22 protein-coding genes and 1 pseudogene are annotated in these 25,521 nt (G+C 68.9%); 9 read left to right on the top strand and 14 right to left on the bottom strand.

The window, feature by feature from the left end:
* Positions 1-143: 143 nt before the first annotated feature.
* A complete protein-coding gene (locus tag IEW34_RS23825; RefSeq protein WP_188611726.1) occupies positions 144-872 on the bottom strand; it encodes a cytochrome c biogenesis CcdA family protein in 729 nt (242 codons plus the stop codon).
* A gap of 270 nt (positions 873-1,142) precedes the next feature.
* On the opposite strand from IEW34_RS23825, the gene IEW34_RS23820 reads away from it, so the two are divergent.
* Entirely contained in the window at positions 1,143-2,138 is a 996-nt protein-coding gene (locus IEW34_RS23820; protein WP_188611725.1) for a P1 family peptidase, read from the top strand.
* Between the two features lie 67 nt (positions 2,139-2,205).
* Here IEW34_RS23820 and IEW34_RS23815 read toward each other — a convergent pair whose 3' ends face one another.
* Complete coding sequence (locus IEW34_RS23815) at positions 2,206-3,447, bottom strand: NAD(P)/FAD-dependent oxidoreductase (protein ID WP_210324574.1); 1,242 nt, start codon at positions 3,445-3,447, stop codon at positions 2,206-2,208.
* A gap of 151 nt (positions 3,448-3,598) precedes the next feature.
* Here IEW34_RS23815 and IEW34_RS23810 point away from each other — a divergent pair, with 151 nt between their 5' ends.
* The 6 genes from IEW34_RS23810 to IEW34_RS23785 all read left to right on the top strand — a co-directional run bounded on the left by IEW34_RS23810 (position 3,599) and on the right by IEW34_RS23785 (position 8,928).
* Positions 3,599-4,585 carry a hypothetical protein gene (locus IEW34_RS23810; protein ID WP_188611724.1) on the top strand — a complete coding sequence of 329 codons (987 nt, stop codon included), beginning with the start codon at positions 3,599-3,601 and terminating at the stop codon, positions 4,583-4,585.
* A 145-nt stretch (positions 4,586-4,730) separates the two neighbouring features.
* Positions 4,731-5,414, top strand: a complete 684-nt coding sequence (rpe, locus tag IEW34_RS23805; protein WP_188611723.1) for a ribulose-phosphate 3-epimerase — start codon at positions 4,731-4,733, stop codon at positions 5,412-5,414.
* A 64-nt stretch (positions 5,415-5,478) separates the two neighbouring features.
* Positions 5,479-6,783 (top strand): adenylosuccinate lyase, encoded by a 1,305-nt coding sequence (gene purB, locus IEW34_RS23800; protein ID WP_188611722.1) that lies wholly within the window; start codon positions 5,479-5,481, stop codon positions 6,781-6,783.
* A gap of 81 nt (positions 6,784-6,864) precedes the next feature.
* Positions 6,865-7,011: a hypothetical protein gene (locus tag IEW34_RS30355; RefSeq protein ID WP_188611721.1), complete on the top strand. Its 147-nt coding sequence runs from the start codon at positions 6,865-6,867 to the stop codon at positions 7,009-7,011.
* A gap of 84 nt (positions 7,012-7,095) precedes the next feature.
* Positions 7,096-7,644, top strand: a complete 549-nt coding sequence (locus IEW34_RS23790) for an RBBP9/YdeN family alpha/beta hydrolase (protein WP_188611720.1) — start codon at positions 7,096-7,098, stop codon at positions 7,642-7,644.
* Positions 7,645-7,935: 291 nt separating this feature from the next.
* On the top strand, positions 7,936-8,928 hold the full coding sequence (locus IEW34_RS23785) for a bile acid:sodium symporter family protein (RefSeq protein ID WP_188611871.1): 993 nt from the start codon (positions 7,936-7,938) through the stop codon (positions 8,926-8,928).
* A 70-nt stretch (positions 8,929-8,998) separates the two neighbouring features.
* On the opposite strand, the gene rpsD is transcribed toward IEW34_RS23785, so the two are convergent.
* The 8 genes and pseudogenes from rpsD to IEW34_RS23750 form a co-directional block, all read right to left on the bottom strand.
* Positions 8,999-9,616: a 30S ribosomal protein S4 gene (gene rpsD, locus IEW34_RS23780; protein ID WP_188611719.1), complete on the bottom strand. Its 618-nt coding sequence runs from the start codon at positions 9,614-9,616 to the stop codon at positions 8,999-9,001.
* A 262-nt stretch (positions 9,617-9,878) separates the two neighbouring features.
* Positions 9,879-10,727, bottom strand: a complete 849-nt coding sequence (gene murI / locus IEW34_RS23775) for a glutamate racemase (RefSeq protein ID WP_188611718.1) — start codon at positions 10,725-10,727, stop codon at positions 9,879-9,881.
* Positions 10,728-10,770: 43 nt separating this feature from the next.
* A complete protein-coding gene (locus tag IEW34_RS30960; protein ID WP_280516329.1) occupies positions 10,771-10,998 on the bottom strand; it encodes an FAD-dependent oxidoreductase in 228 nt (75 codons plus the stop codon).
* Between the two features lie 79 nt (positions 10,999-11,077).
* Positions 11,078-12,082: pseudogene (locus tag IEW34_RS23770) on the bottom strand (flavin monoamine oxidase family protein); the annotation flags it as partial.
* A 219-nt stretch (positions 12,083-12,301) separates the two neighbouring features.
* On the bottom strand, positions 12,302-13,525 hold the full coding sequence (locus tag IEW34_RS23765; RefSeq protein WP_188611717.1) for an alpha/beta hydrolase family protein: 1,224 nt from the start codon (positions 13,523-13,525) through the stop codon (positions 12,302-12,304).
* An 80-nt stretch (positions 13,526-13,605) separates the two neighbouring features.
* Positions 13,606-14,430: an RNA methyltransferase gene (locus IEW34_RS23760; protein ID WP_188611716.1), complete on the bottom strand. Its 825-nt coding sequence runs from the start codon at positions 14,428-14,430 to the stop codon at positions 13,606-13,608.
* A gap of 4 nt (positions 14,431-14,434) precedes the next feature.
* On the bottom strand, positions 14,435-15,469 hold the full coding sequence (gene glk / locus IEW34_RS23755) for a glucokinase (protein ID WP_188611715.1): 1,035 nt from the start codon (positions 15,467-15,469) through the stop codon (positions 14,435-14,437).
* Positions 15,470-15,554: 85 nt separating this feature from the next.
* Positions 15,555-16,967, bottom strand: coding sequence for an amidase family protein (locus tag IEW34_RS23750; RefSeq protein ID WP_188611870.1), 1,413 nt, complete (start codon positions 16,965-16,967; stop codon positions 15,555-15,557).
* Positions 16,968-17,184: 217 nt separating this feature from the next.
* Here IEW34_RS23750 and IEW34_RS23745 point away from each other — a divergent pair, with 217 nt between their 5' ends.
* Together IEW34_RS23745 and IEW34_RS23740 are read left to right on the top strand one after the other, a co-directional pair.
* Positions 17,185-18,396: an NADP-dependent isocitrate dehydrogenase gene (locus IEW34_RS23745; protein WP_188611714.1), complete on the top strand. Its 1,212-nt coding sequence runs from the start codon at positions 17,185-17,187 to the stop codon at positions 18,394-18,396.
* Positions 18,397-18,739: 343 nt separating this feature from the next.
* On the top strand, positions 18,740-19,129 hold the full coding sequence (locus IEW34_RS23740; RefSeq protein ID WP_188611869.1) for a response regulator: 390 nt from the start codon (positions 18,740-18,742) through the stop codon (positions 19,127-19,129).
* Between the two features lie 251 nt (positions 19,130-19,380).
* Here IEW34_RS23740 and alaS read toward each other — a convergent pair whose 3' ends face one another.
* The 4 genes from alaS to IEW34_RS23720 form a co-directional block, all read right to left on the bottom strand.
* A complete protein-coding gene (alaS, locus tag IEW34_RS23735; RefSeq protein ID WP_188611713.1) occupies positions 19,381-22,032 on the bottom strand; it encodes an alanine--tRNA ligase in 2,652 nt (883 codons plus the stop codon).
* A gap of 189 nt (positions 22,033-22,221) precedes the next feature.
* The gene (gene recA / locus IEW34_RS23730; protein ID WP_188611712.1) at positions 22,222-23,307 is read right to left on the bottom strand and encodes a recombinase RecA; all 1,086 of its coding nucleotides are present in this window, start codon (positions 23,305-23,307) and stop codon (positions 22,222-22,224) included.
* A gap of 110 nt (positions 23,308-23,417) precedes the next feature.
* On the bottom strand, positions 23,418-24,413 hold the full coding sequence (locus IEW34_RS23725) for an FUSC family protein (protein ID WP_188611711.1): 996 nt from the start codon (positions 24,411-24,413) through the stop codon (positions 23,418-23,420).
* Between the two features lie 3 nt (positions 24,414-24,416).
* Entirely contained in the window at positions 24,417-25,487 is a 1,071-nt protein-coding gene (locus tag IEW34_RS23720; RefSeq protein WP_188611710.1) for an HlyD family secretion protein, read from the bottom strand.
* Positions 25,488-25,521: the final 34 nt, after the last annotated feature.

The raw sequence follows: 25,521 nt of genomic DNA, 5'->3' as shown, positions 1-25,521 counted from the left end.
CAGGTCCTTGAGTCTCGAGCGCTTCCCGGCCGCGGCGCCGGCGAGGGCGGCGGGGTCGCACGTCAAGCCCTCTTCGGTGCCTGTGCGCGGCGGCTGGCGGCGTTGCGGGGGTCGAACGCAGACAGACTGGGCGCCGGCCGTGTCTACCCCAGACGCTGCAGCGCCGGGAAGGCGTCGAGCGCCCAGAGCGACCAGCGGGCGATGGTGCCGGTCAGGAACAGCATCCCAGTCAACACGAGAAAGAGGCCGAGCCAGCGCTCCACCTTGGAGAAGCGCGCGTGCAGCCGCCGCACCAGGGCGACAAACGGCCTGACCAGGAAGGCCAGCACCAGGAACGGAATGCCGAGGCTGATCGCATAGACTGCGAGCAGCAGGGCGCCCGAAAAAGCGCCGTCCCGGGAACCGGCGATCGACAGGATGCCCGCAAGCTTGGGCCCGACCACCGGCGTCCAGCCGAAGGCGAAGGCAAGACCCATGACGTAGGGGCCCCAGAGGCCGGGCGGCTTGGGCACCCGCGCACGGGTGCCCTTGGCGGCGAACGGCATGTTGAAGGCGCCGCAGAAATGGAAGCCCATGAGCAGCACGGCGATGGCGCCCAGCACGCGAAGCGTCTCGACATAGCGTCGGAGCTCGAGACCCGCCGGCGGCGAACCGGCCCCGGTCAGGATGACGACGGTGGCGAAGCCCACGACGAACGCCGCCGCGGCCGCCAGGGCGCGGCGATTGGTGTCCTGCTCCCGCCGATCGAGGATCTCGTCGAGCGTCTCGGCACCGAGGTAGGCGAGGTAGGACGGCACGAGCAGCAGCACGGCTGGCGTCAAAAAGCTCTGCAGCCCGGCAACCACGGCTGCCGGAAAAGACACGTCAGGCATGCCTGGTTCCTAGGGCAACGGCGCCGGGAGGGGAATTCGATTTGCGATCATGCCGACGGCAACTCACTCTACCGCTTTCAGGCTCCGACGCGATCGCGCCGAGCCTCCTCTCCGACTGCGTTTCGGACGGCCGCCTTGTCAACGCACCGTCGGGACGACGGAGTGGCGACACCGGGTGCTTCACGATAGGCTACCCGGCCATGCGCCGCGCCGCTTGTCTACCCCAAACGGAGACATCGCCGTGCCGCGGCAGGCGATAGCGAGAACCTCATGAGCCGAAATCTCATTACCGATGTGGCGGGCGTGCGCGTCGGGCATGCCCATGATGCCCGTGTCGCATCGGGCGTCACGGCGGTGATCTTCGCCGAGCCCGCCGTGGCCTCGGCGGCCGTCCTGGGCGGCGCCCCCGGGGCGCGTGAGACCGCGCTGCTGGAAGCCGAGATGACCGTCGAGCGTGTGGATGCCATCGTGCTGTCGGGTGGCTCGGCCTTCGGTCTGGCCGCTGCTGACGGGGCGATGATGGCGCTCGCCGCCCAGGGCCGTGGCTTCGCGGTGGGCACCGCGACGATCCCGATCGTGCCGCAGGCGATCTGCTTCGATCTGACCAACGGCGGCGACAAGGCCTGGGGAGACGAGCCGCCCTACCGCCGGCTCGGCGCCGAGGCGGTCGCCGCGGCCGAGACGGTCTTCGCGCTCGGCACGGCCGGCGGCGGCTACGGCGCCACCACGGCCAACCTCAAGGGCGGGCTCGGCTCGGCGAGCGTGGTCACCGGCTCGGGCCATACGCTCGGCACCCTCGTCGTCGTCAACGCCTTGGGCTCAGTGACGGTGGGCGACGGCCCGCACTTCTGGGCCGCACCGTTCGAGTGGCACGGCGAGTACGGCGGGCGGGGCTGGCCCGCGGCGATCTCCGGCGCGACACTGACGACGCCGCTCAAGGGGGTGCGGGTGGAAAACACGATCATCGGCATCGTCGCCACCGACGCGCAGCTCACCAAGGGCCAAGCCAAGCGTCTGGCGCTCTCGGCCCACGACGGCTTCGCCCGCGCCATCAGGCCGGCGCACACGCCGCTCGACGGCGACATCATCTTCGCCGCGGCCACCGGCGCACGCCCCCTCGGCGAGCCGTTGCGCGAACTGACCGAGCTGTGCATCGCCGCCGCCGACACCATGGCGCGGGCGGTGGCGCGCGGCGTCTACGAGGCGACGGCGCTGCCCTTCCCCGGCGCCCTGCCCGCGTGGCGCGAGCGGTTCGGCGCGGGCTAGAGCCGGGGCTAAAGTCGATGGATGGTCGGGTCAAGCCCGACCATCCATCCGCTCGAAAGTCGCCCGCTCAGAACCGGTCGGCTTTGAATGGAGCCGGATCGACGAACGGGGCCTCCCCGCACATCATCTCGGCCACGAGGCGCCCGGTCACCGGCCCGAGCGTCAGCCCGTGGTGGGCGTGACCGAAGGCGAACCACAGGTCCCGGTGCCTGGGCGCGGGGCCGATGATCGGCATCATGTCCGGCGTGCACGGCCGCGCGCCCACCCACGGCTCCGGCTCGAGCCGCTCGGCGAGCGGAAAGAAATCGCGGGCGATCGGTTCGGCCCGGGCGAGCTGGATCGGTGTCTTCGGGGCGTCGCGAAGCGCGAACTCGGCCCCGGTGGTCAGGCGGATGCCGCGCCGCATCGGCGCCAGGAAATAGCCGCGTTCCACGTCGAGCACGGGATGATTGAGCTTGGCGGCGCCTGCCGCCCGATAATGCATGTGGTAGCCCCGCTTGACCGCGAGCGGCAGGTCGTAGCCCAGCGAGTTGGTGAGCGTGTCGGCCCAGGGCCCGAGCGCGATGACGGCGCTCCTGGCGCTGATGCGGCCTGCCGCCGTGCGGAGGGTCCATCCCTGGCCGTCCCTGGCGAGCGATGCGGCGTTGCCCTGCACGAAGCGGCCGCCGAGGCGCTCGAACAAGGCGACATAGGCGAGCGTCAGGGCCTGGGGATCGACGACGCTCAGCGGGTCGGTCCAGTGCAGCCCGCCCACCAGGCCGGGGGTCAGGTAGGGCTCGCTCGCCTGCATCGCCGCCGCGTCCAGCGCCCGGTAGTTCAAGCCGAACTCGCGACGCCAGCCTTCGGCTTCCGCAAATCGTGCATCCCGCTCGCGCTCGGTGCGAAACGCCTTGATCCAGCCGTCCGGCTTCATCAGTGCCTGGGCGCCCGCCTCGGCCGCCAGCCCCCGATGCTCGTCGACGCAATGCTCGATCAGCGTCGCGTATTGCCGCGCGATCGCAGCGTGGCGCGACGGCCGCGAATGCCGCCAGTAGCGGAACAGGAACGGCGCCAGCCGCGGCAACGCCGAGGGATGGTAGGAGGCATCGATGGTGCGGTTGAGGCCGTAGCGCAGCAGAGCCCCGAAATCGTGCGGAAAGCCATAGGGGTAGACGCCCTCGCGCTGGATCAGGCCGGCATTGCCGAAGGATGTCTCCTCGCCCGCGCCCCGGCGGTCGATCAGCGCGACCGAAAGTCCGCGCTTGGCGAGGTGGAGGGCCACCGATACGCCGACGATGCCAGCTCCCAGGACCGCCGCATCGGCCGAGATGTCCCCATCGACGTCCACTTGCATGGCTGGCACGCCCTCTCCTAGATTGTCGCGGCTCGCGGGCCATCTCTAATGTGGCTGGGCTTGGCCGTCATCATTCCGATTCCGCCTGATCCGTCGGGCCCACCCCCTCGAACTAGGCGTTGTGTCCGTGCTGCGTGCCCTTGAGACGGCTCTTGCGACCCTCGGTCGGATCGGGACGCAGGGTTTCGTCGCCGCCGTCGTCCTCGGCCTGCTGCTGCCCGGGCTGGCTTCGGCATTTCGCCCTCTGCTGCCGGTTGTGCTGTTCGGCTTCCTGGCGCTGGTGTTTGCCCGCTCGGAGCTCGAGCCGATCGTGGGACGGCTGCGACGGCCGCTCCCGCTCGTCGGTGCCTGCATCTGGCTGATCGTGGCACCCCTTGCGCTGGTCATGGTGACCAGCGCCCTGATCGGCCACGATCGCATCGACCCGGGGCTCATGCTCGGGCTCGCGGTGATGGCGGCAGCTCCGCCGATCATCTCGTCGCCGGCGATCGCCATTCTTTACGGTTTCGAGCCGGCGCTGATCATCGCGGCGGTGGTGATCACCACCGCACTCACGCCCTTCATCGCGCCCCATGCCGCCGCCTGGCTGGCGGGCACCGCCGTCCCGCTCGATGCGAGCGTGCTCACCCTGCGGCTCGTCGGCCTGATCGGCGGCGGCATCGTGACGGGCCTGGTGGTGCGCGCCATCGCGGGGCACAGGCGCATCGTCGCCGTGCGCACGACTCTGGACGGCGTCGTCGTGCTGCTGTTCGCCGTCTTCGCCACCGCGGCCATGGACGGCGTCAGTCGCGCCGCCTTCGAGCGGCCCGTGACCGTGGTGGCCTATCTGGCCCTCGCCTTCGCGCTATCGCTCGCCGGCTTCATCATGACCGCGCCGGCGCTCCGTTTCCTGAAGCCGTCGGACCGCTTTATGCTCGGCTACGGCACCGGGCAGCGCAACATGGGCCTGCTGATCGCCGCCATGGGCGCCGGCACGCCGGACAACACCTATCTCTTCTTCGCGCTGGCGCAGATCCCCATCTTCGTCATGCCGCAGTTGCTGCAGCCCATTGCGCGGCGCCTGCGGCGCGACGAGGAGGCGGCACCGATTGTCTCGCCGCCGCCCGGGTGCTAGAGCCCGCGCTGTGCAGCGCTCCGGAGCGCCTCCGGCCGGCCGTCCGGAGATGCGCGAAGCCTCCCGGCTCAGGAGCGCTCGGCTTCGGCCGGACGAAGCCGCCCGTCCGGAGCGCATTCCCGGCATGCCACGGCTGGAGATGCTCATGCGAAACCCGATCGTGATCGCCCCCTCGATCCTGTCCGCCGATTTTTCCCGCCTGGGCGAGGAGGTCCGCGCCATCGATGCGGCCGGCGCCGACTGGATCCACGTGGACATCATGGACGGGCATTTCGTGCCCAACATCTCATTCGGGCCCGACGTCATGCGCCACGTGCGGCCGTGCACGAGCAAGCCGTTCGACGTCCATCTGATGATTTCGCCGGTCGACCTTTACCTGGAGGCCTTCGCCAAGGCCGGCGCCGACCGCATCACCGTTCAGGCCGAGGCGGGACCGCACCTGCACCGCTCGCTGCAGACCGTCCGTCAGCTCGGCAAGAAGGCCGGCGTGGTGATCAACCCGGCGACTCCCGTCGATGTCATCGAGTTCGTGCTCGACGATGTCGATCTGGTGCTGATCATGTCGGTCAATCCCGGCTTCGGCGGCCAGCAGTTCATCCCCGCCGCGGCCGACAAGATCGCCCGCGTGAAGGCGCTGATCGGCGGGCGGCCCATTCACGTGGAGGTCGACGGCGGCATCACGCCCGAGACCGCGGCCATCGCCGGACGGGCCGGAGCGGACGCGTTCGTCGCCGGCTCCTATGCTTTTCTCGGCGGGCCGCAGAACTACGCGGCCAACATCGAGGCGCTGCGCAAGGCGGCCGAGAGCGCCCGCGGCGAGTGGGTGTGAGCGCCCACGCACGACCATCGGCAGCAACCCCCTCGGCAACGCCGACGACGCATGAAGGCAGCAGATGATTCCCCGTTACAGCCGGCCCGAGATGGTCGCCATCTGGTCGCCCGAGACCCGGTTCCGCATCTGGTTCGAGATCGAGGCGCACGCCACGACCGCCCTTGCCCAGCTTGGCGTGGTCCCCCAGGAGGCCGCCGACAAGGTCTGGGAGCTCGGCACGCCCGCGACCTTCGATATCGACCGCATCGATGAGATCGAGCGTGAGACCAAGCACGACGTCATCGCCTTCCTCACCCACCTGGCCGAGATCGTCGGCCCGCAGGCGCGCTTCGTCCACCAGGGCATGACCTCGTCCGACGTGCTGGACACCTGCCTCAATGTGCAATTGGTGCGGGCCGCCGACATCCTGCTCGCCGACATCGACGCGGTGCTGGCGGCGCTGAAGCGGCGCGCCTTCGAGCACAAGATGACGCCGACCATCGGCCGCTCGCACGGCATTCACGCCGAGCCTGTCACCTTCGGGCTCAAGCTGGCCCAGGCCTACGCGGAGTTCGCGCGCAACCGCGAACGCCTGGTCGGCGCGCGGCGCGAGGTGGCGACCTGCGCCATCTCGGGAGCCGTCGGCACCTTCGCCAACATCGACCCGCGGGTCGAAGCCTACGTGGCCGAGCAGATGGGGCTCGAGATCGAGCCGATCTCCACGCAGGTCATCCCGCGCGACCGGCACGCCATGTTCTTCGCCACCCTCGGCGTCATCGCCTCGTCCATGGAGCGGCTGGCGATCGAGATCCGGCACCTGCAGCGCTCGGAGGTGCTGGAAGCCGAAGAGTTCTTCTCGGAGGGCCAGAAAGGCTCCTCGGCCATGCCGCACAAGCGCAACCCGGTGCTGACCGAGAACCTCACGGGCCTGGCGCGCATGGTGCGCGCCTACGCGCTGCCGGCCATGGAGAACGTGGCGCTCTGGCACGAGCGCGACATCTCGCACTCGTCCGTCGAGCGCATGATCGGCCCGGACGCCACGGTGACCCTCGACTTCGGCCTGGCGCGCCTCGCCGGCGTGGTCGACAAGCTGCTCGTCTATCCCCAGACCATGCAGAAGAATCTCGACCGCCTGGGCGGCCTGGTGCATTCGCAGCGCGTGCTGCTGGCGCTCACCCAGAAGGGAGCGAGCCGCGAGGACGCCTATCGGCTGGTGCAGCGCAATGCCATGCCGGTCTGGCGCGGCGAGGGCGACTTCCTCACCCTGCTCAAGGCCGATCCGGAGGTGACGCGCTATCTCGGCGATGCCGAGATCGAGGAGCAGTTCGATCTCGGCTACCACCTGAAACACGTGGACACGATCTTCGCGCGGGTGTTTGGGGCCTAGAACGGGTCCTGGTCGGAGAACGGGTCCTGGTCGGAAGCCCTTTGTCTGGGGCCTTCCTTCGCGAGCGAGCGGCACCCGTGTGTGCGCCGGCGCATCGCCCCCCGATCACCGACCGGCGATCCTCTCTCCATCGAGGGAGGACGGGCCATGATCGAGTTTCTGATCGCGCTGTTCGAAGGTTTCGGGCCTGCCGGCGGCGCGGTCGTCGGCCACGCCGACGTCGAGTGACGGCCGCACGGCCACCGGTCACGGCTGCTCGATCGTCGGGGGACGGCGATTGATCCGGAGCCGCGCACAGGCTATCGGCGGGGGATGCGCACCGCCGACTGCGAAATTCTCATGGTCCCCGGCTGGTCTGGCTCCGGCCCCGACCATTGGCAGCACCGCTGGGAAGCCAAGCTCAGCACCGCGCGGTGCGTGACCCAAGCCGACTGGTACAGCCCGGACCTGGAGCGCTGGACCGACCGACTGGTCGATGCGTGCATGGCCTCGGTCCGCCCGGTCGTCCTGGTCGGCCACTCCCTGGGCAATATCCTCATCGCCCATGCGGCGCCGCTGCTTGCCGACGAGGTCGCCGGCGGCTTTCTGGTGGCGCCGCCCGGCGAACGGGCCGTCAACGCGATCCCCGGCATGGACCCCGCCTTCACGCCTTTTCCACGCGACCCGCTGCCCTTCCCGTCGGTGCTCATCGCCAGCCGCAATGATCCCTATTGCCCGCCGGACGAGGCCGAGGACCTGTCGTACGCCTGGGGCTCCGCCTTCGTCGATGCCGGCGAGGCCGGGCACATCAATGTCTCCAGCGGCCATGGACCGTGGCCCGAAGGTCTGATGCGCTTCGCCGGATTCCTCAAGATCCTCTAGTTCGTCTTCGAGCCAAGCGGACGCCGGTTCGCGCGAATAAAACGCGACAAATCAAACAGATAGAGCATTTCGACGATTCGAAGAAACGCGGAAATGCTCTAGAAGATCCGGCGCGTTTGCGGTGTGATCAGCGCCACCGCCCGATCGCAAAAAAGGCTCCGTGGGCGGCGAATTCGTGCAAAAGGCCTTCGCTTCCCGGTATCCACCGGCACCCGACATGCTCTAGAGGAAACGCAGTCCCGCGCGCGGCTCGGCGCGCGCACCGCAATCCCTGGCGAGGGGCTCGTGCGTATGCTTTCCCTGCTTCGTCCCGATCCATTCACCCTACTCCTGGTCGCGACGGTGGCGCTGGCCTCTTTCCTGCCGGTGTACGGTGCGGGCATTCCGATCTTTTCGGCGATCACGACCGCCGCGATCGCCCTGCTGTTCTTCCTGCACGGGGCGCGCCTGTCGCGCGACGCCGTCATCGCCGGCCTCGTCCACTGGCGCCTGCACCTCACGGTGCTGGCGGCGACCTTCATCCTGTTCCCGGTGCTCGGGCTCGCCATCAACGGGGCGCTCGCCGGCCTCATCAACCCGATGCTCGCCGCGGGCCTGCTCTACCTCTGCCTGCTGCCGTCCACCGTGCAATCCTCCATCGCCTTCACCTCGATCGCCGGCGGCAACGTGGCGGCCGCCGTGTGCAGCGCGTCGGCCTCGAACCTGCTCGGCGTGTTCCTCACGCCCCTGCTCGTCGCCCTCTTCATGAACCTGAAGGGCGGCGTCTCATGGGGCGCCGTCGGCGGCATCGTCGGGCAGATCCTGGTGCCGTTCGTGCTGGGCCAGCTGCTGCGGCCATGGGTGGGCGCCTTCGTCGGCCGCCACAAGCAACTGGTCAACGTCGTCGACCGCGGCTCCATCCTGCTCGTCGTCTTCCTGGCGTTCAGCGAGGCGGTCGTGCACGGCCTGTGGACGAGCCTGAGCATCGACGATTTCGTCGTCCTGTTCCTGATCGACGCGGCGCTGCTGGCGCTGGTGCTGGTCGCGACGACCTACGGCAGCAGGCTGCTCGGCTTCAATCGGGCCGACGAGATCGCCATCGTGTTCTGCGGATCGAAGAAGACGCTGGCGAGCGGCCTGCCGATGGCGAGCGTGCTGTTCTCGCCGCAGACCGTCGGCATCATCGTGCTGCCGTTGATGCTGTTCCATCAGATCCAGCTGATGGTCTGCGCCGTGCTGGCGCGGCGCTACGCCCGTCGCGCCCCCACCGAGGGCGAGCTGGAGGCGGCCGCCAGCCCGCGATGAGCCAGAGGCCCCGCCAACGCAAAAGGGCCGCCCGGAGGCGGCCCTGAATGCATCGCGTAGGCGAGCCCGATCAGCGCGAGTAGAACTCGACCACCAGGTTGGGTTCCATCTGCACCGGATAAGGCACGTCCGACAGGGTCGGCACGCGCACGTAGGTCGCGGTCATCTTGCCGTGGTCGGCATCGATGTAGTCCGGCACGTCGCGCTCGGCGAGCTGGCTCGCCACCAGCACGAGCTCGAGCTGCTTGGAGGCGTCCTTCACCTCGATGATGTCGCCCGGGCGTACCTTGTAGCTCGGGATGTTCACCCGGCGACCGTTGACGCGGACATGGCCGTGGTTGACGAACTGGCGCGCCGCAAAAACCGTCGGCACGAACTTGGCGCGGTAGACCACCGCGTCGAGGCGGCGCTCCAGCAGACCGATCAGGTTCTCGGCCGAGTCGCCCTTGAGGCGGATGGCCTCCTGATAGATCTTGTTGAACTGCTTCTCGGTGATGTTGCCGTAGTAGCCCTTGAGCTTCTGCTTGGCGCGCAGCTGCGTGCCGAAGTCGGAGATCTTGCCCTTGCGGCGCTGGCCGTGCTGGCCGGGGCCGTACTCACGGCGATTGACGGGGCTCTTCGGGCGGCCCCAGATGTTCTGGCCCATACGGCGATCGATCTTGTGCTTCGCCGCAATTCTCTTCGACATACGCGTATCCTCTCGTCAGACGAGTTGGTTATCGAGGAACGCGCCCTCCTCTGCCTCCCGGGGGGAGGCCGACAGATCCGGTACGGGATGAGGTCCGATGGGATCACGGGTGCGCTGGAGCGAAACGGCGACCTGTGGCCGCCGTCTCCCTTCGTTTCGACCGACCCGGCGGCAGCTGCCGCGGGCGCGGGCTCGAAACGACCACGCGGGCCGAAGTAGGCCCGCGCAGAAGCGCGCCTCATAGACCCAAGCCTCCCGCCTGTCAAACCGAGGCGGGGGCCGCCCGCTGCGACAAGGCCTCGTCGGCCCGCAGCGGCGCGCGCACCACCAGCGGCAGACCGTAGCCGGCGAGCGTCGCCTCCAGCGCCGGCGTGATCGCCGCGCCATCGGTGAAAATCGCCGTGCCCCCTCCCGGCGCTGCCCCGTCGACCGGATCGTCGCCGATCAACTGGAGGACACGGCGCGCGATCGCAGGGGCCGGATCGATCCACGACACCGGCCAGGGCGCCAGCCTCTCCAGCCTGTCGAGCAGCAGCGGATAATGCGTGCAGGCGAGCACGACGGTGTCGGTGCGGCGCTCCGCGTCCTCGCGGAAGCACGGCGCGATTTCCGCGGCGATCGCCGTGTCGGCCACCGCGCCGCCGGCCATGATCGTTTCGGCGTAGCTTGCAAGCCGGGTCGAGCCGACGAGGGCGACGTCGCAATCGCCGGCGTAGGCGCGCACCAGCTCATGGGTGTAGTCGCGCGCCACCGTGCCGGGCGTCGCAAGCACGCTGACACGCCTGGAGCGGGAGGCCGCCGCCGCCGGCTTGATCGCCGGGACCGTGCCGACGAACGGCATCGTGAACCGCGCCCGCAAGTGCGGCAGCACCAGCGTCGAGGCGGTGTGACAGGCGATGACGACGAGTTCGGGCGCGTAGGCGGCGATGCGCTCTTCGAGCACCGCCATGACGCGCGCCACGAGCACGTCGGGGGCCAGCCGCCCGTAGGGGAATACCGCATCGTCCGCTGCATAGACGAAGCGGGCGTCCGGCCGCGCCCGAGCCACCTCGCGATAGACGGTGAGGCCGCCCAGGCCCGAATCGAACACCAGGATTGCGGGATGCGTCATGGCCGCTGGCGATACAATGTTCGAAGTCCGCCGTCGACGTTCATCAGCCGGACCTGGCCTGGACGATGGTCTGCGCCGCACGCGTGCCCGCAAGCGTCGCGCCGCCGACGGTCATCGCCCCGGGCCCGGCGGTCGCCTCGCCGGCGAAGATCAGGCGGCCAGCGACCGGCCGACCGAGCGCCGCCCGCGCCGCCGCATGGCCCGGCCGCGCGAGCGAATAGCTGCCGCGGGCCAGGGGATCCGTCCACCAGGCCGCCAGACGCCCCTGCACGAAGGCGCGTCGGGCGTCCGCCGACGATGGCCGTAAGCTTGTCGAGCGCGAACGCCACGGCGGCGGGCTCGCCGGCTTCGCACAGCGCGCGGGCTCCGTCGCCGCCGAGATGGGCGACCACGAGGTCCCGCCGAAACGACCAGAGCTCCAGGTCGACCGGGTTGTCCGCGTCGCCGATGTCGAACAGGTCCATGCCGTCGGCGAAGCCGAAGCGGTTGCCCTGAAGGCGCAGCGCAATCTTGGTCAGCGCGCCCATGGCGAGGCCATCGATCGCCTCGCACGTGGCTGCCGGCAAGCCAGGCTTGAACGCGAGGGTGCCGCCCTGCAGCACGCCGACGGGCACGGTCACCACCGCCGCATCCGCACGCACGCTGCCCCCGGCCGTGTCGACGACAACGCCGGCGCCGTCCCAATGCACCGCGGTCGCCGCCGTGCCGAGCCGGACCGGCACGGCGCCGTTGTAGCGGGCGACGAGGTGGCCATAGCCCTCCTCGACCAGATAGTCCGTGCCGGATGCCAGCCGAACGTAGTCGGCGACGGAGACCCGCTCGGGGTCCTCGCCCAGCGCCAGGCGGGTCAGGCCGCCGGCGGCGAGGCGCAACTCGGCGTCGCCGGCGCTCAGCTCGGCGAAGGAGGCGTCCTCGCCGCTCGCGGCACGGTCCTCGGTCAGCCGGCTCAGCGAGCCGAAGGACGCGCGGCGCCGGGCCGCCCGCTCGGCCGGCACGGCGGCGCCGCGGTCGAAGACACGCACGGCCCCTGGGGTCCAGCGGTCGACCACGAGGCTGGCGCCGCTCTCGCGCGCATAGCGGAGCCACGGGTTGTCCTCAGCCCAGTGGATGTAGGCCGCCCCGGCGTCGAACGGCAGGCCCAGGCTGGTGTCCGTGTGGGCTCGGCCGCCTATGCGCTCGCGGGCCTCCAGCACCGTCACCTGACGGCGCAGGCGAAGCAGCTCGCGCGCCGCGGCAAGCCCGGCAGCCCCCGCCCCGATCACGACGACATGGTGAGGCGCCTCCGCGGCGCGGACGACGGCCGGCCCCGCGACGGCTCCGGCCGCGGCGGCGGCGACAAACGTGCGACGGGTCATGGCCATGGCGTTCGATGACGGCGGAAGGCGGCCGCCCTTATGTAGGATGGCCCGGTGCCGGCGCCAGAGCATTCCGCAATTGGATGAGATCATCCGATGAAGCAGAAATGCTCCAGGTCCCAATGAATCCGCAGCGCTTCTCGGCGACTGAATGCTTCCACCCGATCCCGACGCATCGCCCCTGCGCGCGGCCACCGCGGCCACGCCGAGGCCGCGCGCTCAGGTGCGGCCGGGCTTGGTCTTGGTCGCGGGCGGCGGCGGCACCGGTGCCTCGCTGGTCGGCGCGTCGGTCTTGTGCGCCTCGGGCTTCGGCGATTCCGTGGTCAGCCGCTTCAGCGGCCAACCATCGCTCCATTGGCCGAGATCGTAGAGACGGCCATCCCGCTTGATGGCGAGGGCATCGCCACCGCCGAGGACCGTTGCGGCGGCGATGTCGAAGGTGCGCCAGAACAGCAGATAGTCCGTCGCATCGACACTCTGGCTGTCGAAGGAGGGCAATTCCTTGCGCTCCTCGTAGCCGACGCGCCACAGCTCCGCTGCTTCCTTGCGCGTGACCTTCTGGGGAGGCTTGCCCTTCGGCTCATCGGCCGCAGGCGCCGGCGCCGGCGGAGCGTTGGCGCCAGGGATGGCGGCGAGATCGTAGGCGGCGTTCGGCGACACCGGCGCGTAGTGGCCGACATAGAGCGACGGCTGCCCATGATTGTCGGACCCGGCGCGGATCAGCAACCGCTGCTCCGGCGGCAGATTGGCGGCGGCACGCAGGATCGCGCGGGCTCCCTGGTCGCCGCTGACCGTGTCGCGGTCGCCGGTCATCATGACCACCACGGACTTGGGATCCAGGGCCGTGAGATCGGCGAGCGGCACGCCGCGCACCTTTTCGCCCGCCGCCTTGGTGGGGGTCACGCCGAAGACGAGCTTGATCGGCGGCAGATCATCCCGCGCCGCCCGGCTGGCGACATCAAGGGCGATCAGGGCGCCGCCCGCATGACCCACCGCGACCACCTTGCCGAGATCGGGATTGGCATCAGGATCGGCCTTGAGGCCGGCGAGCGCCGCCTTGATGCCCTGGACCGCCTCCTCCGCCATCTTCTCGAATGGCGTCTTGCCGACATCCTCCTGGTATCGCGGATAGATGACGATGAAGCCCTTGCGGGCCAGATGCTCGATCCACGCGCCGTAGTATTTGGGCGAGAAGGCCCCCGGCGGATGCACGAAGATCACCACCGGGCGCGGCGCGGTGGCCGGGCCCGCCGGACGGAAGACGAGGCCCTGGCCGCTGCCCGTGCCGAAGGCCTGCTTGACGACGTCCGCGGTGACATAGTCGCTCCCGCCCGGGCCCTTGGCCGCTTGCGGCGGCGGAGCCGCCGCTTCGGCGCGCAAGACTGCCGTCGACACGGCGACGGCCACGGCGACGGTCAGGACCGCACGACGAAAGACCAGCATGGGAACGCTCTCCGGTGGATCGGACGCTCGCAGAGCGGCCGGAACGGTACAAGGGGGCCGAGGCGACGGCAACGTTCAATTCAGCGGTTGTCCGACGGGCCGGCCGCCGGGCCCGCCGCGGTGGAGGGATCGGGCGGCATGGCCAGCTTCCCCCGACGCCCCTTCACCAACGCCACGACGGCACCGCGCAGCGTGCGAACGTCCTGGTCGGTCATCGAGATGCGGTGAAAGATGTTGAGCAGGTTGCGCGTCATGATCGGTCGCTTCTCGGCCGGCACGAAGAAGCCGGCGTCGTCGAGCTCCCGCTTGAGAAAATCGAAGAACGAGAGCAAGGCCTCGCGCGTCGCCGCCGGCGACCGGACGACGAAGGGCGCGGGCTCGGCGATGCGCGCGGCCTTGAACCACTCGTAGCCGACCAGCAGCACGGCTTGGGCCAGGTTGAGCGAGGCGAAGGCCGGATTGACGGGAAAGCTGATCACCTGATCGGCCAGCCCCACTTCGTCGTTGTCGAGCCCGCTGCGCTCCGGCCCGAAGACGACGGCAACGCGCTCGCCGGCGCCGAAGCGCCTCGCCATCGCGGTGGCGGCCGTGTCGGCACCGACGACCGGCTTGGCCTGGCCGCGCTCGCGCGCCGTGGCGGCGAACACGAGGTGGCAATCGGCGATGGCCGAACGCAGATCGTCGTAGAGCGCGACGCCGTCGAGGATATGGACGGCCCCCGAGGACGCCTCCCGCACGCCCTTCTTGGGCCAGCCGCCCCGGGGCGCGACGAGCCGCAGCTGGTCGAGGCCGAAATTGCCCATGGCCCGGGCCGCCATGCCGATGTTCTCGGCGAGCTGCGGTCGCACCAGGACGACGATCGGGCCGCCGGAGATCGGCGGCTTGGTGTGATCTGTTCCCGCCATCGGACTATCGGCGCACGCTCTCGGGCTGGACCGTCGCACTGCCGGCGAGAACGGCTGATGATGCGGCGGCCGGATGCAGGTCGACGATCGCCTTGAGGCCCAGGAACGTCGCATCCGTATGGGTGATGAGGAAGGTCGGGATCGCCTCCAGATACGCCTGGAAGCGGCCCTTGTCGGTGAAGCGGGTGCGGAACTGGGACGCCTTCAACTGCGGCACGATGCGCGGGCCGATGCCGCCGGCAATGTAGACGCCGCCCTTGGCGCCGTAGGCCAGCGCCAGGTTGCCCGCCACCTCGCCGAGCATGGCGCAGAACAGCTCCAGCGCTTCGACGCTGGTCGCGCTGGTGCCAGCCACCGCGCTCGTGGTGATGTCAACCGCACTCTTCAGCGGCTCGTCACGGCGATCGACCGCCACGATCGCGCGAAACAGGTTTTCGAGCCCCTGGCCCGACACCAGCCGTTCGGCCGAGACATGGCCGTAGATGCCGCGCAGATAGCCGATGAGCGCGTCGGTGCGCGCCGACCAGCTGGGCGCGGTCACGTGGCCCCCTTCCGAATCGAGCACGGCGAGGCCCGCGGCGGTCGGCACCAGGCAGGCGACTCCCAGCCCCGTGCCCGGCCCCACGATGGCGATCGGCTCTTCCAGATGGCCGACCGTGGCACCGCCGCCGCCGAGCGGCTCGAGATCCGCGGCCTCCATCGTCGGCACTGCACGGGCCAGAGCCTCGAAGTCGTTGACGACGGTGACAGCGGGGATGGCGAAGCGCGCCTCGAGCTCACGCCGGTCGACGACCCAGTCGCTGTTGGTGAGATCGACGCGGCCGTCGCGGACGGGGCCCGCGACGGCGATAGCCGCACGATCCACCTTGCGGCCATCGAGGAACGCGGCCATCGCCTCGTCGAAGCGGGCGAAATCGGCCACGGCGAAGTGGGCCACCGGCGCCTGCACGCCTTCGGCCAGCAGCGCAAAGCGCGCGTTCGTCCCTCCGATATCGGCGAGGAGGGCAGTTCCGGTGCCGGAGCCCGCGGTCGTCGTCATGGCTGGTGATCCATCTTCAAGGGCCGTGGCCGAGGGCACGCGCGAGGCCGCCCTTCGGGTAAGTCGGTCCAGGCCGTGGGGCCTGCTATCCGGCCGCCTTCCGCTTCCAGAGCTTCTGCACGACGGTGCCCGCCCTGTGCTCGATGGCGGCGGCCGCAGCAAGGCAGATATCCTCGCGGTAGCGCGAGGCGATGAGCTGGACGCCGATGGGCTTGCCCTCGAGCAGGCCCACCGGCACCACCGCCGCCGGAAGCCCGAGCACGTTGATCGACGACATGAACCGGACGTCGTTCCAGAACAGATCCTTGACGCGCTGCGCGCCGCCGAGATCGGCGTTGACCGCCGGCGTCGGCTTGACGGAGAGCGGCGTCAGGACCACCGGATAGTCCTCCAGGAACAGCAGCCAGTTGCGCAAGATGCGCGAGCGCTGGGCGATGGCCCTCATGTAGCCCTCGCCGTCGAGCAGATTGGCCACGGACAGGAAGGAATCGAGGGTCTGCTTGAAGTCGGCGCCGGCGACCTCGCGCATCTGCTTTTCCTGCAGCACATGCAACTCGGTCATGATCAGGTCCGCCCACAGCTGCCACGTGCCGGCAAGATCCGGCACCTCGACCTCGGCGACGTCGTAGCCGGCCTCGGCGAGATGGTCCGCCGCGCTGCGCACCAGACCGAGGACATCGCGGTCGACGTCCATGTCGGACGGAATCTTGGCCACGGCCACCCGGAGCGGGCCGGCCGGCTTCGGGCCGTCGAGCGGCGCCGGCACCCACCAGGGATCCCGCGGGTCCCGGGCGGCCATGACCTCGAGGCCCAGCGCGACGTCGGCGACCGAGCGCGCCAGCGGCCCCTGGCTCGACATGAACTGCGCCATCAGCGGCCGTTCGGCCGGGGCACTGGGATTGAAGGCCGGAATGCGCCCCTGCGTCGGCTTGATGGTGGCGATGCCGTTGCAGAAGGCGGGCCAGCGCAGCGAACCGCCGATGTCATTGCCGTGGGCGATGCAGCCGATGCCGGCCGCCATCGATGCACCGGCACCGCCCGAGGACCCGCCGCAGGTGATAGCCGGATCCCACGGATTGCGGGTCAGCCCATGCAGAGGATTGTCGGTGAACGCCCGCATGGAGAACTCGGGCGTGTTGGTCATGCCGATGATGATCGCACCGGCCTTCTTCAGATTGGCGACGACGGGCGAATCGGCGGGGGCAATCGTCTCCTTGAAGGCGCTCACACCATTGGAATTCGCCTGCCCCTCCACGTCGACGTTGATCTTGACCGTGACCGGCACGCCGTGCAGCGGCCCGATGGGCTTGCCCTTGGCCAGCGCCTTGTCGGCTGCCTTGGCCGCCTTGGCCGCCGGCTCGGACAGGTCGACGACTACGGCGTTGATGGCGGGATTGGCCTCGCGCATGCGACGGATGTGCGCGTCGACGACCTCTTCGGCGCTGGCCTTGCCGCTCCTGATCGCCTTGGCCGTATCGACCGCAGACCATTGCCACATCGGTTTCTTCGCCACCCGTGCACCCTCCCCTTGCGAGCCTTTCCCAAGCGCGTCGCAGTCAATACGAAAAGCGCCCGCACGACCAGAGCGGCCGACGCTTGTCCCCTCCCTGCTTTCGCAAGTGCGATCGGCGCGCTAGAAGCAGGCCAGAGGCGCGCGCCCGCTCAGTCCGCGCCGAAACCAAGCCGTGCAGGCGCTTCCGCGAGGATTGTTGACGATGGCGAAGATCAAGGTGGCGAACCCGGTCGTCGAGCTCGATGGCGACGAGATGACCCGGATCATCTGGCAGTACATCAAGGACAAGCTGATCCATCCCTACCTTGATGTCGACCTGTTGTACTACGACCTCGGGGTCGAGCATCGCGACGCGACCAACGACAAGGTCACCGTCGAGGCGGCCGAGGCGATCAAGAAGCACGGCGTCGGCGTCAAGTGCGCCACCATCACGCCCGACGAGGCGCGCGTCGAGGAGTTCAAGCTCAAGGAGATGTGGAAGTCGCCCAACGGCACCATCCGCAACATCCTGGGCGGCGTGATCTTCCGCGAGCCGATCATCTGCAAGAACGTGCCGCGCCTGGTCCCCGGCTGGACGCAGCCGATCGTCGTCGGCCGCCACGCCTTCGGCGACCAGTATCGGGCCACCGATTTCCTCTTTCCGGGCAAGGGCACGCTGACCATCAAGTTCGTCGGCGAGGACGGCAAGGTGATCGAGAAGGAGGTGTTCAAGGCGCCCGGCTCCGGCGTCGCGCTCGCCATGTACAACCTCGACGAGTCGATCCGCGATTTCGCCCGGGCTTCCCTGAACTACGGCCTCAACCGCAAGTATCCCGTCTACCTCTCCACCAAGAACACCATCCTCAAGGCCTATGACGGGCGCTTCAAGGACATCTTCCAGGAGGTGTACGACACCGAGTTCAAGTCCAAGTTCGAGCCGCTCGGCCTGCTCTACGAACACCGGCTGATCGACGACATGGTGGCTTCCGCGCTCAAATGGTCGGGCGGCTACGTCTGGGCCTGCAAGAACTACGACGGCGACGTGCAGTCGGACATCGTCGCTCAGGGCTTCGGCTCGCTCGGGCTGATGACCTCCGTCCTGATGACGCCCGACGGCAAGATCGTCGAGTCCGAAGCGGCGCACGGCACCGTGACGCGCCACTACCGCGAGCATCAGAAGGGCAAGGAGACCTCGACCAATTCGATCGCCTCCATCTTCGCCTGGACGCGGGGCCTCGCCCACCGGGCCAAGCTCGACGACAACACCGAACTCGCCCGCTTCGCCCAGACGCTGGAGACGGTCTGCGTCGACACCGTCGAGGCCGGCTTCATGACCAAGGACCTCGCGCTGCTCGTGGGCGCCGATCAGAAGTGGCTGTCGACCACCGGCTTCCTCGACAAGATCGACGAGAACCTGAAGCGGGCCATGGCCTGATCGGGCCACGGCCAGAGCAGTCTTCGATCACACGGGCCCATCTTGTCGGACAGAAGCGCTTCACGCTCTTGCAGCTGGAGCGCTTCTTTCGATCGGCTGGCTCCCCCGATCGAACCGCGCTCCAGGTCGTCCGGCCCCGTGATCGGACGGCCAGTGCCGCAAGCCCGCCGCCTCACTGGACCGGAGCATGCGGCGCCGGCAGCCGCGGCATCAAAGTCGTAGCCATGGGCGGGCGAGCTGCCCTAACATTGGTGCACGGGGGCCGGGGCTGGCTCCGCCGGGCATGCCCACACCCGGCCGCGCGCCACGTCGATCGCAGCGCGGCCAGGATGGCGAGGTGAGAATGACCGAGGGGGCGACATCGCTCTGCGTGCTCGTGGTCGAGGATGAGATGTTCGTCCGCATGACGACCGTCGACATGCTCGAGGACCTCGGCCATACGGCCATCGAGGCCGATTGCGCACGAACGGCGCTCGAATTGCTGACGCATAACGCCGCCATCAACTTGCTGCTCACCGATGTTGGCCTGCCGGACATGCGAGGCCCGGCGCTCGCCAAGGCCTGCCTGGAACTGCGGCCCGGGCTGCCCGTGATCTTCGCGACGGGCTACGATTCCCGCAGCGTCGTCGACGAGTTCGAGTCCGGCGGGCTCATGGGCGTGCTCAACAAGCCCTTCCAGCTGCGTGACCTGGAGACGGTGCTCAGCACCACGCTGCGGCGGCTGCCGGATTAGAGCGTTTTCGAGCGAAGTGGACGCCGGTTCGCGTGAAGAAAACGCGCCAAATCAAACAGATAGAGTATTTCGGCGATTCGAAGAAACGCGGAAATGCTCGAGAGCAACTGTCGAGCGAGGCGGGTCAGCGCTCCAGATTCAAAGACTCGAAGCATCTCGAGCCGATCCGACGGTTCCATCCATCCGATCGGGGCATGCGCCACGCTCCGGCGCTCGTTCACCAGTCGTGACCGGGCTCCGGCGAGGAACGCTCAGGTGGCGAGCCCGCCCTCGATCGCACCGAGCGCGCCGTCCGCCTTGCCGCCGTCCGGACCGCCGGCCTGCGCCAAGTCGCGACGACCGCCGCCGCCCTTGCCGCCGAGCTCGGCGGCACCCAGTCTGACCAGATGCACCGCGTCGAACCTCCCGGTCAGGTCCTCCGTGACGCCCACGACGATCGCAGCCTTGCCGTCGTCGGCAACGCTGACTATGGCCACGACGCCGGAACCGATGCGCTTCTTGGCATCGTCCGCGAGGCTCTTCAGGTCCTTCATCTCGACGCCCGCCACCACCCGGGCGAACAGCTTGACATCGCCGACGTCGCGGATCGGCGCATCGCCCTCGCCGCCGCCGCCCATGGCGAGCTTCTTGCGGGCCTCGGCGAGCTCCCGCTCCAGCTTGCGACGCTCCTCGATCAGCGCGTCGAGGCGGCCCGGCGCCTCGCTCGCGGTGGTACGCAGCTGTCCCGCCAGCCCCTGGAGCCGCTGACTGTCGTCCTTCAGCTGGCGCCGCGCCTGATGGCCCGTCAACGCCTCGACGCGCCGCACACCGGCCGCCACCGCGCTTTCGGACACGATGGTGACGAGGCCGATATCGCCGGTGCGCGCCACATGGGTGCCGCCGCAGAGTTCGATGGAGAAGGCTCGGTTCGACCCCTCGCTCGGGCGGCCCATGCTGACGACACGAACCTCGTCGCCGTACTTCTCGCCGAACAGGGCCCGCGCCCCCGACTCGATTGCTTCGTCCACGGCCATGAGCCGGGTCACGACGGGATCGTTCTGCAGCACGACCTCGTTGGCAATGTCTTCGATGCGGGCCAGCTCGTCGGCGTCGATCGGCTTGGGATGGCTGACGTCGAAGCGCAGCCGATCGGGAGCGACCAGCGAGCCCTTCTGGGCGATATGGTCGCCGAGCACGAGGCGCAGCGCCTCATGCAACAGGTGGGTCGCCGAGTGGTTGGCGCGGATGGAGCGGCGCCGCGCGTGGTCGACGGTCAGCTCCGCCGCCTGCCCGACCATCAACTCGCCGGCCTCGACGGTCACGTCGTGCACGAGGACGTCGCCCAGGCGCTTGGCCGTCGCCGCGACGCGCGCCTTGAGTCCCGGAGCCGTGACCAGCCCCTCGTCACCGACCTGTCCGCCCGATTCGCCGTAGAACGGCGTCTGATTGAAGAGCACCTGTGCCCGTTCGCCGGCGCCGAGCGACGATAGCTCCGTCCCGTCGCGGACGATCGCCGTGACCACGGCCTCCGACTGTTCGGTGTCGTAGCCCAGGAACTCCGTGGCGCCGACCCGCTCCTTCAGCTTGAACCAGACGGTCTCGGTGGCCGCCTCCCCGGAGCCGGCCCAGGCCGCCCGAGCCATCTCGCGCTGGCGCCCCATGGCCCGCTCGAACGCATCGGTGTCGACGCCGATGCCGCGGGACCTGAGCGCGTCCTGGGTGAGATCGAGCGGAAAGCCGTAGGTGTCGTAAAGGGTGAAGGCTGTCTCGCCGGAGAGGCGATCGCCATCGACCAGAGCGCGGCTCTCATCCTCGAGGATGGCGAGCCCCCGTTCGAGCGTGCGCCGGAAGCGGATCTCCTCCAGCCGCAGCGTCTCGGTGATCAGCGCGTCGGCACGCGTCAGCTCGGGATAGGCGTGCCCCATCTCCCGCTCGAGCGCCGGCACCAGCCGGTACAACAGCGGCTCATGCGCGCCGAGCAGCTGGGCGTGGCGCATGGCGCGCCGCATGATGCGCCGGAGGACGTAGCCGCGCCCCTCGTTCGACGGCAGCACGCCGTCGGCGATGAGGAAGGCCGAGGCGCGCAGGTGGTCGGCGATGACCCGGTGGCTGACGCGCTGCGGCCCGTCGGCGTCGACGCCGGTCAGGTTGGCTACCGCCATGATCAGCGAGCGCATCAGGTCGGTGGCGTAATTGTCGTGCGTGCCCTGCAGCAGGGCCGAGATGCGCTCCAGTCCCATGCCCGTGTCGATGGACGGCCGCGGCAGCGGCAGCCGCTCGCGCGGGCTCAGCTGCTCATACTGCATGAAGACGAGGTTCCAGATCTCGATGAAGCGATCGCCGTCCTCGTCGGGGCTGCCCGGCGGCCCGCCTGGGATGTGCTCGCCGTGATCGTAGAAGATCTCCGAGCACGGCCCGCACGGCCCGGTATCGCCCATCATCCAGAAATTGTCAGAGGTCGATATGCGAATGATCCGGCTTTCCGGCAGGCCGGCGATCTTGCGCCACAGCTCATAGGCATCATCGTCCTCGGAAAAGACGGTGACCAGCAGCCTGTCCTTCGGCAGCCCGAACTCGCCCGTGATCAATTGCCAGGCCAGCTCGATGGCGCGGTCCTTGAAATAGTCGCCGAACGAAAAATTTCCCAGCATCTCGAAGAACGTATGGTGCCGGGCGGTATAGCCGACGTTGTCGAGATCGTTGTGCTTGCCGCCGGCGCGGACGCACTTCTGGGACGAGACGGCGCGCACGTAAGGGCGCTTCTCCGCCCCCGTGAACACATTCTTGAACTGGACCATGCCCGCGTTGGTGAACATCAACGTGGGGTCGTTGCGCGGCACGAGCGAGCTCGACGGCACGACGTCGTGGCCGTGCTTGCGGAAGTAGTCGAGAAAAGTCGATCGGATCTCGTTGACGCCGCTCATCGTGAATACGCACTCGCAATCTCAGGGACGGCCACCGGCCGTCCTGCATCGAAGCGCGTTTCTAGAGGTCACATCGGCACTTGTCGAGGAAGCTCGGCATCGGCGGTCACGGGCCCGCGCCAAGGTGCAGTGGCGCCCCGGCCCGGCCGAGCGTCTGCCTGCCGCCGTCGCCGCCCGCAGCCCCCAGCCTCAGGCCGACCCCTCGTCCAGGTCGTCCGCCGATGGCTCGACGTTGTCGAGGATCCGCTCGGCCAGGAGGCCGGCATTCTGGCGGATCGAGATTTCGATCCGGTTCGCCACGTCGGGGTTCTCGCGCAGGAACGTCTTGGCGTTCTCCCGGCCCTGCCCCAGCCGCTGGCTGTCGAAGGAGAACCAGGCCCCGGATTTCTCCACGATGCCGCCTTTGACGCCAAGGTCGATGAGCTCGCCCATCTTGGACACGCCCTCACCGTACATGATGTCGAACTCGACCTGCTTGAACGGCGGCGCGACCTTGTTCTTCACCACCTTCACCCGGGTCGTGTTGCCGGTGACCTCGTCCCGGTCCTTGATGGCGCCGATGCGGCGGATGTCGAGACGCACGGAGGCATAGAACTTCAGCGCATTACCGCCCGTGGTCGTCTCCGGCGAGCCGTACATGACGCCGATCTTCATCCGGATCTGGTTGATGAAGATGACCATGGTGTTGGAGCGTGAGATCGAGGCCGTCAGCTTGCGCAGAGCCTGGCTCATCAGCCGCGCCTGCAGGCCGGGCTGCACGTCGCCCATTTCCCCCTCGATCTCCGCCCGCGGCGTGAGCGCCGCCACGGAATCGACGACGAGCACGTCGATCGCGCCCGACCGCACCAGCGTGTCGGCGATTTCCAGGGCCTGCTCGCCGGTATCGGGCTGGGAGATCAGGAGATCGTCGAGCTTCACACCGAGCTTACGGGCGTAGACAGGGTCGAGCGCATGCTCGGCGTCGATGAAGCCGCAGACGCCGCCCTTCTTCTGGGCCTCGGCGATGGTGTGCAGCGCGAGCGTGGTCTTGCCCGACGATTCGGGGCCGAAGATCTCGACCACGCGGCCCCGCGGCAGGCCGCCGACGCCGAGCGCGATGTCGAGCCCGATCGAGCCGGTGGAGACGGTCTCGATCTCGATCGTCTTCTCGCTCTTGCCGAGACGCATGATCGAGCCCTTGCCGAAGGCGCGCTCGATCTGGGAGAGCGCAGCGTCGAGCGCCTTGGTCTTGTCCATGGAGGAACCTTCAACGAGCCGTAGAGTCGATTGGGACATGCTTTGGGTCCTTATGACACGCGACGCGAACGAGTCTCAACGCTGCATATCGTTTTGTACTCTATTTGTTCCCATCAACAAGTTCTTTTTTTGTTCGCCTTGCCCCGCGTTCACCGGCCCTCCACCTGCACGCGCCGCTTCGGCGCCAACGCGTAGGCCAGCGCGATGGCCAGGGCGACGCCGATGAGGATGCCGGCGAGCCGCTCGACGACGGAGAGGATGTCGGTCGGATAGCCGGGGCCGGTGATGAGCGCGATGATGTAGGCGATGCCGGCCTGGGTACCCACGTAGGCATGCGCTCCCCCGCCGAGGTGGAGGCTCGAGAAGAAGAAGATGCCGGCGCCGAGCGCCCAGACCCAGAACAACACGGAGACGGGGCCGAAGCCGACCACCAGGAGGCCGAGCGCCGCACCGAGCAGACAGCCGCCGATGCGTTGCTGCGCCCGCACGCGGCTGGTGCCCAGGTCGCGGTCGATGATGACGTAGCTGGTGATGGCGATCTGGGTGGCGGATTGCATCGCCATGGCGTCCCAGACGATGGCGATGACCACGCCGATGAGGCCGCCGATCGCCGCCACCCGGTCCAGGTCGAAATCATGGTCGCCGCCGCTTGCCGGCGGCGCCGCGGCGGGCGCGGGCCCCTCGCCGCTCACGCCGAGCACCAGCCCGGCGATCAAGGCGCCAATGACGCCGCAGACGATCTCCAGCGCCCGCGCCACGGCAAATTCGAGGAGGCCGTCCCGCTGGTTGAGGCTCGCCAGCAGCATCATCATGGAGGTGATGGCAAACAGCACCCAGGCATAGGCGTAGGGGCTGGTGAAGCGGCCGCGCATGCCGAGGGAGCCGCAGATGAAGATCGCGACGAGGATGAGGAAGGGCTGCCCGCCCAACAGCATGCTCAAGCCGTAGCCGAGAGCGCAACCCGCCAGGGTGCCGACGATGCGAAGCACGCTCTTGGGCAAGATGGCCCGCCGGTCCGGATTGGCGACCATCCAGGCGGAAATCGCGGCCCACCATGGATCGGGCAGCTCAGCCGTCAACGCGAGCAGCACCGCCAGGACCACGCCCGCAGCCGTCGTCAGGCCGTGCCGCGGCGCCCAGGTCATGGCTCAGAACCACACCAGGACACGCGCATCCGCGCCCAGGAACATGGGCTGCTGGCGCGGCAGATCGCCGAGATCGACCTCGACGGGAAAGCGCCGCGGCAGGCGAATCCAGTCGGTCGTCGTCTCCACGTAGGGCAGCACCTTGACCTCGCCCTTCGTGCGGGACACGCCGTTGGCGACCGAGCGGATCCGCCCCGTATACACCTGCCACGGCCTTGAGCCGATGGTCAGCCACACGGTCTGCCCCGGCATGACGCGGCTCAAATGCCGCTCGGTCAGGTTGGCGACGATGCGCCAGTTACTGTTCGTCACGATGGCCAGCACCGCCTCCGATACGGTGCGGTAGTCCCCGACGCGGGCAAGAAAGGGGGCCACGCGCCCGGCGGCCGGCGCAACGACGGTGGTCTGTCCCAGATCGTACCGTGCCCGCGCCAGCGCGCGGGCGGCGACGGTCCGCTCCGCCTGCGCGATGACGACACCCTGCCGCGCAGCGGTCAGACGCGCCTTGGCCGCCAGGAACAGGGCACTGGCGATCCGCGCATCGCGGGTCGCGTCGTCGAGCTGCTGCTGAGAGGCAAATTCGTTGCCGCGCAGCGTCCGATAACGGTTCTCGGTGACCTGCGCATCGGCCAGCGTAGCCTGACGCTGGTTGACCTCGTCGATCGCGGCGCTGACCTCATCGTTGGCCTGGACCAAATTGGCCTCGGCCAGCACGAGCTTGGCTTCGTTTTCGGCAACGGTCAGTTCGTAGGGACGCGGATCGATACGGAACAGGACATCGCCGGCCTGCACCGAATCGTTGTCCCTGACCGCAAGCATGCTGATCGGCCCGGCCACGGTCGGCGCGACGGCCACACTGTCACCGGCGACGTAGGCGTCGCCGGTATAGGCAAAGAATGCGGCGCTGAACTCGTAGAAAGCATAAGCGAATACGCCGACGGCAAGCACGGCGACCGCGGCGTGCCTCACCAGCCACGGCCCGAGTTCCTCGACGAACCGGGGCCGCGGCGGCGCAACCGGCCCAGGCTCCGCTTCATCCTTGCGTACGGTCACGTCCGACAGCGGAGCCTCCACAATACCGACTGATCGCATCGAGGGCGCTTCGCGA

The organism is Chelatococcus reniformis (assembly GCF_014640075.1).
Taxonomy (GTDB): domain Bacteria; phylum Pseudomonadota; class Alphaproteobacteria; order Rhizobiales; family Beijerinckiaceae; genus Camelimonas; species Camelimonas reniformis.
This window is presented reverse-complemented; position numbering and strand designations above follow the sequence as displayed.

Coding starts and splice junctions, on each gene's coding strand:
- IEW34_RS23825 (WP_188611726.1), bottom strand. CDS start 872: ATGCCTGACGTGTCTTTTCCGGCAGCCGTGGTTGCCGGGCTGCAGAGC.
- IEW34_RS23820 (WP_188611725.1), top strand. CDS start 1,143: ATGAGCCGAAATCTCATTACCGATGTGGCGGGCGTGCGCGTCGGGCAT.
- rpe (WP_188611723.1), top strand. CDS start 4,731: ATGCGAAACCCGATCGTGATCGCCCCCTCGATCCTGTCCGCCGATTTT.
- purB (WP_188611722.1), top strand. CDS start 5,479: ATGATTCCCCGTTACAGCCGGCCCGAGATGGTCGCCATCTGGTCGCCC.
- IEW34_RS23790 (WP_188611720.1), top strand. CDS start 7,096: ATGCGCACCGCCGACTGCGAAATTCTCATGGTCCCCGGCTGGTCTGGC.
- IEW34_RS23785 (WP_188611871.1), top strand. CDS start 7,936: ATGCTTTCCCTGCTTCGTCCCGATCCATTCACCCTACTCCTGGTCGCG.
- rpsD (WP_188611719.1), bottom strand. CDS start 9,616: ATGTCGAAGAGAATTGCGGCGAAGCACAAGATCGATCGCCGTATGGGC.
- murI (WP_188611718.1), bottom strand. CDS start 10,727: ATGACGCATCCCGCAATCCTGGTGTTCGATTCGGGCCTGGGCGGCCTC.
- IEW34_RS23765 (WP_188611717.1), bottom strand. CDS start 13,525: ATGCTGGTCTTTCGTCGTGCGGTCCTGACCGTCGCCGTGGCCGTCGCC.
- IEW34_RS23760 (WP_188611716.1), bottom strand. CDS start 14,430: ATGGCGGGAACAGATCACACCAAGCCGCCGATCTCCGGCGGCCCGATC.
- glk (WP_188611715.1), bottom strand. CDS start 15,469: ATGACGACGACCGCGGGCTCCGGCACCGGAACTGCCCTCCTCGCCGAT.
- IEW34_RS23750 (WP_188611870.1), bottom strand. CDS start 16,967: ATGTGGCAATGGTCTGCGGTCGATACGGCCAAGGCGATCAGGAGCGGC.
- IEW34_RS23745 (WP_188611714.1), top strand. CDS start 17,185: ATGGCGAAGATCAAGGTGGCGAACCCGGTCGTCGAGCTCGATGGCGAC.
- IEW34_RS23740 (WP_188611869.1), top strand. CDS start 18,740: ATGACCGAGGGGGCGACATCGCTCTGCGTGCTCGTGGTCGAGGATGAG.
- alaS (WP_188611713.1), bottom strand. CDS start 22,032: ATGAGCGGCGTCAACGAGATCCGATCGACTTTTCTCGACTACTTCCGC.
- recA (WP_188611712.1), bottom strand. CDS start 23,307: ATGTCCCAATCGACTCTACGGCTCGTTGAAGGTTCCTCCATGGACAAG.
- IEW34_RS23725 (WP_188611711.1), bottom strand. CDS start 24,413: ATGACCTGGGCGCCGCGGCACGGCCTGACGACGGCTGCGGGCGTGGTC.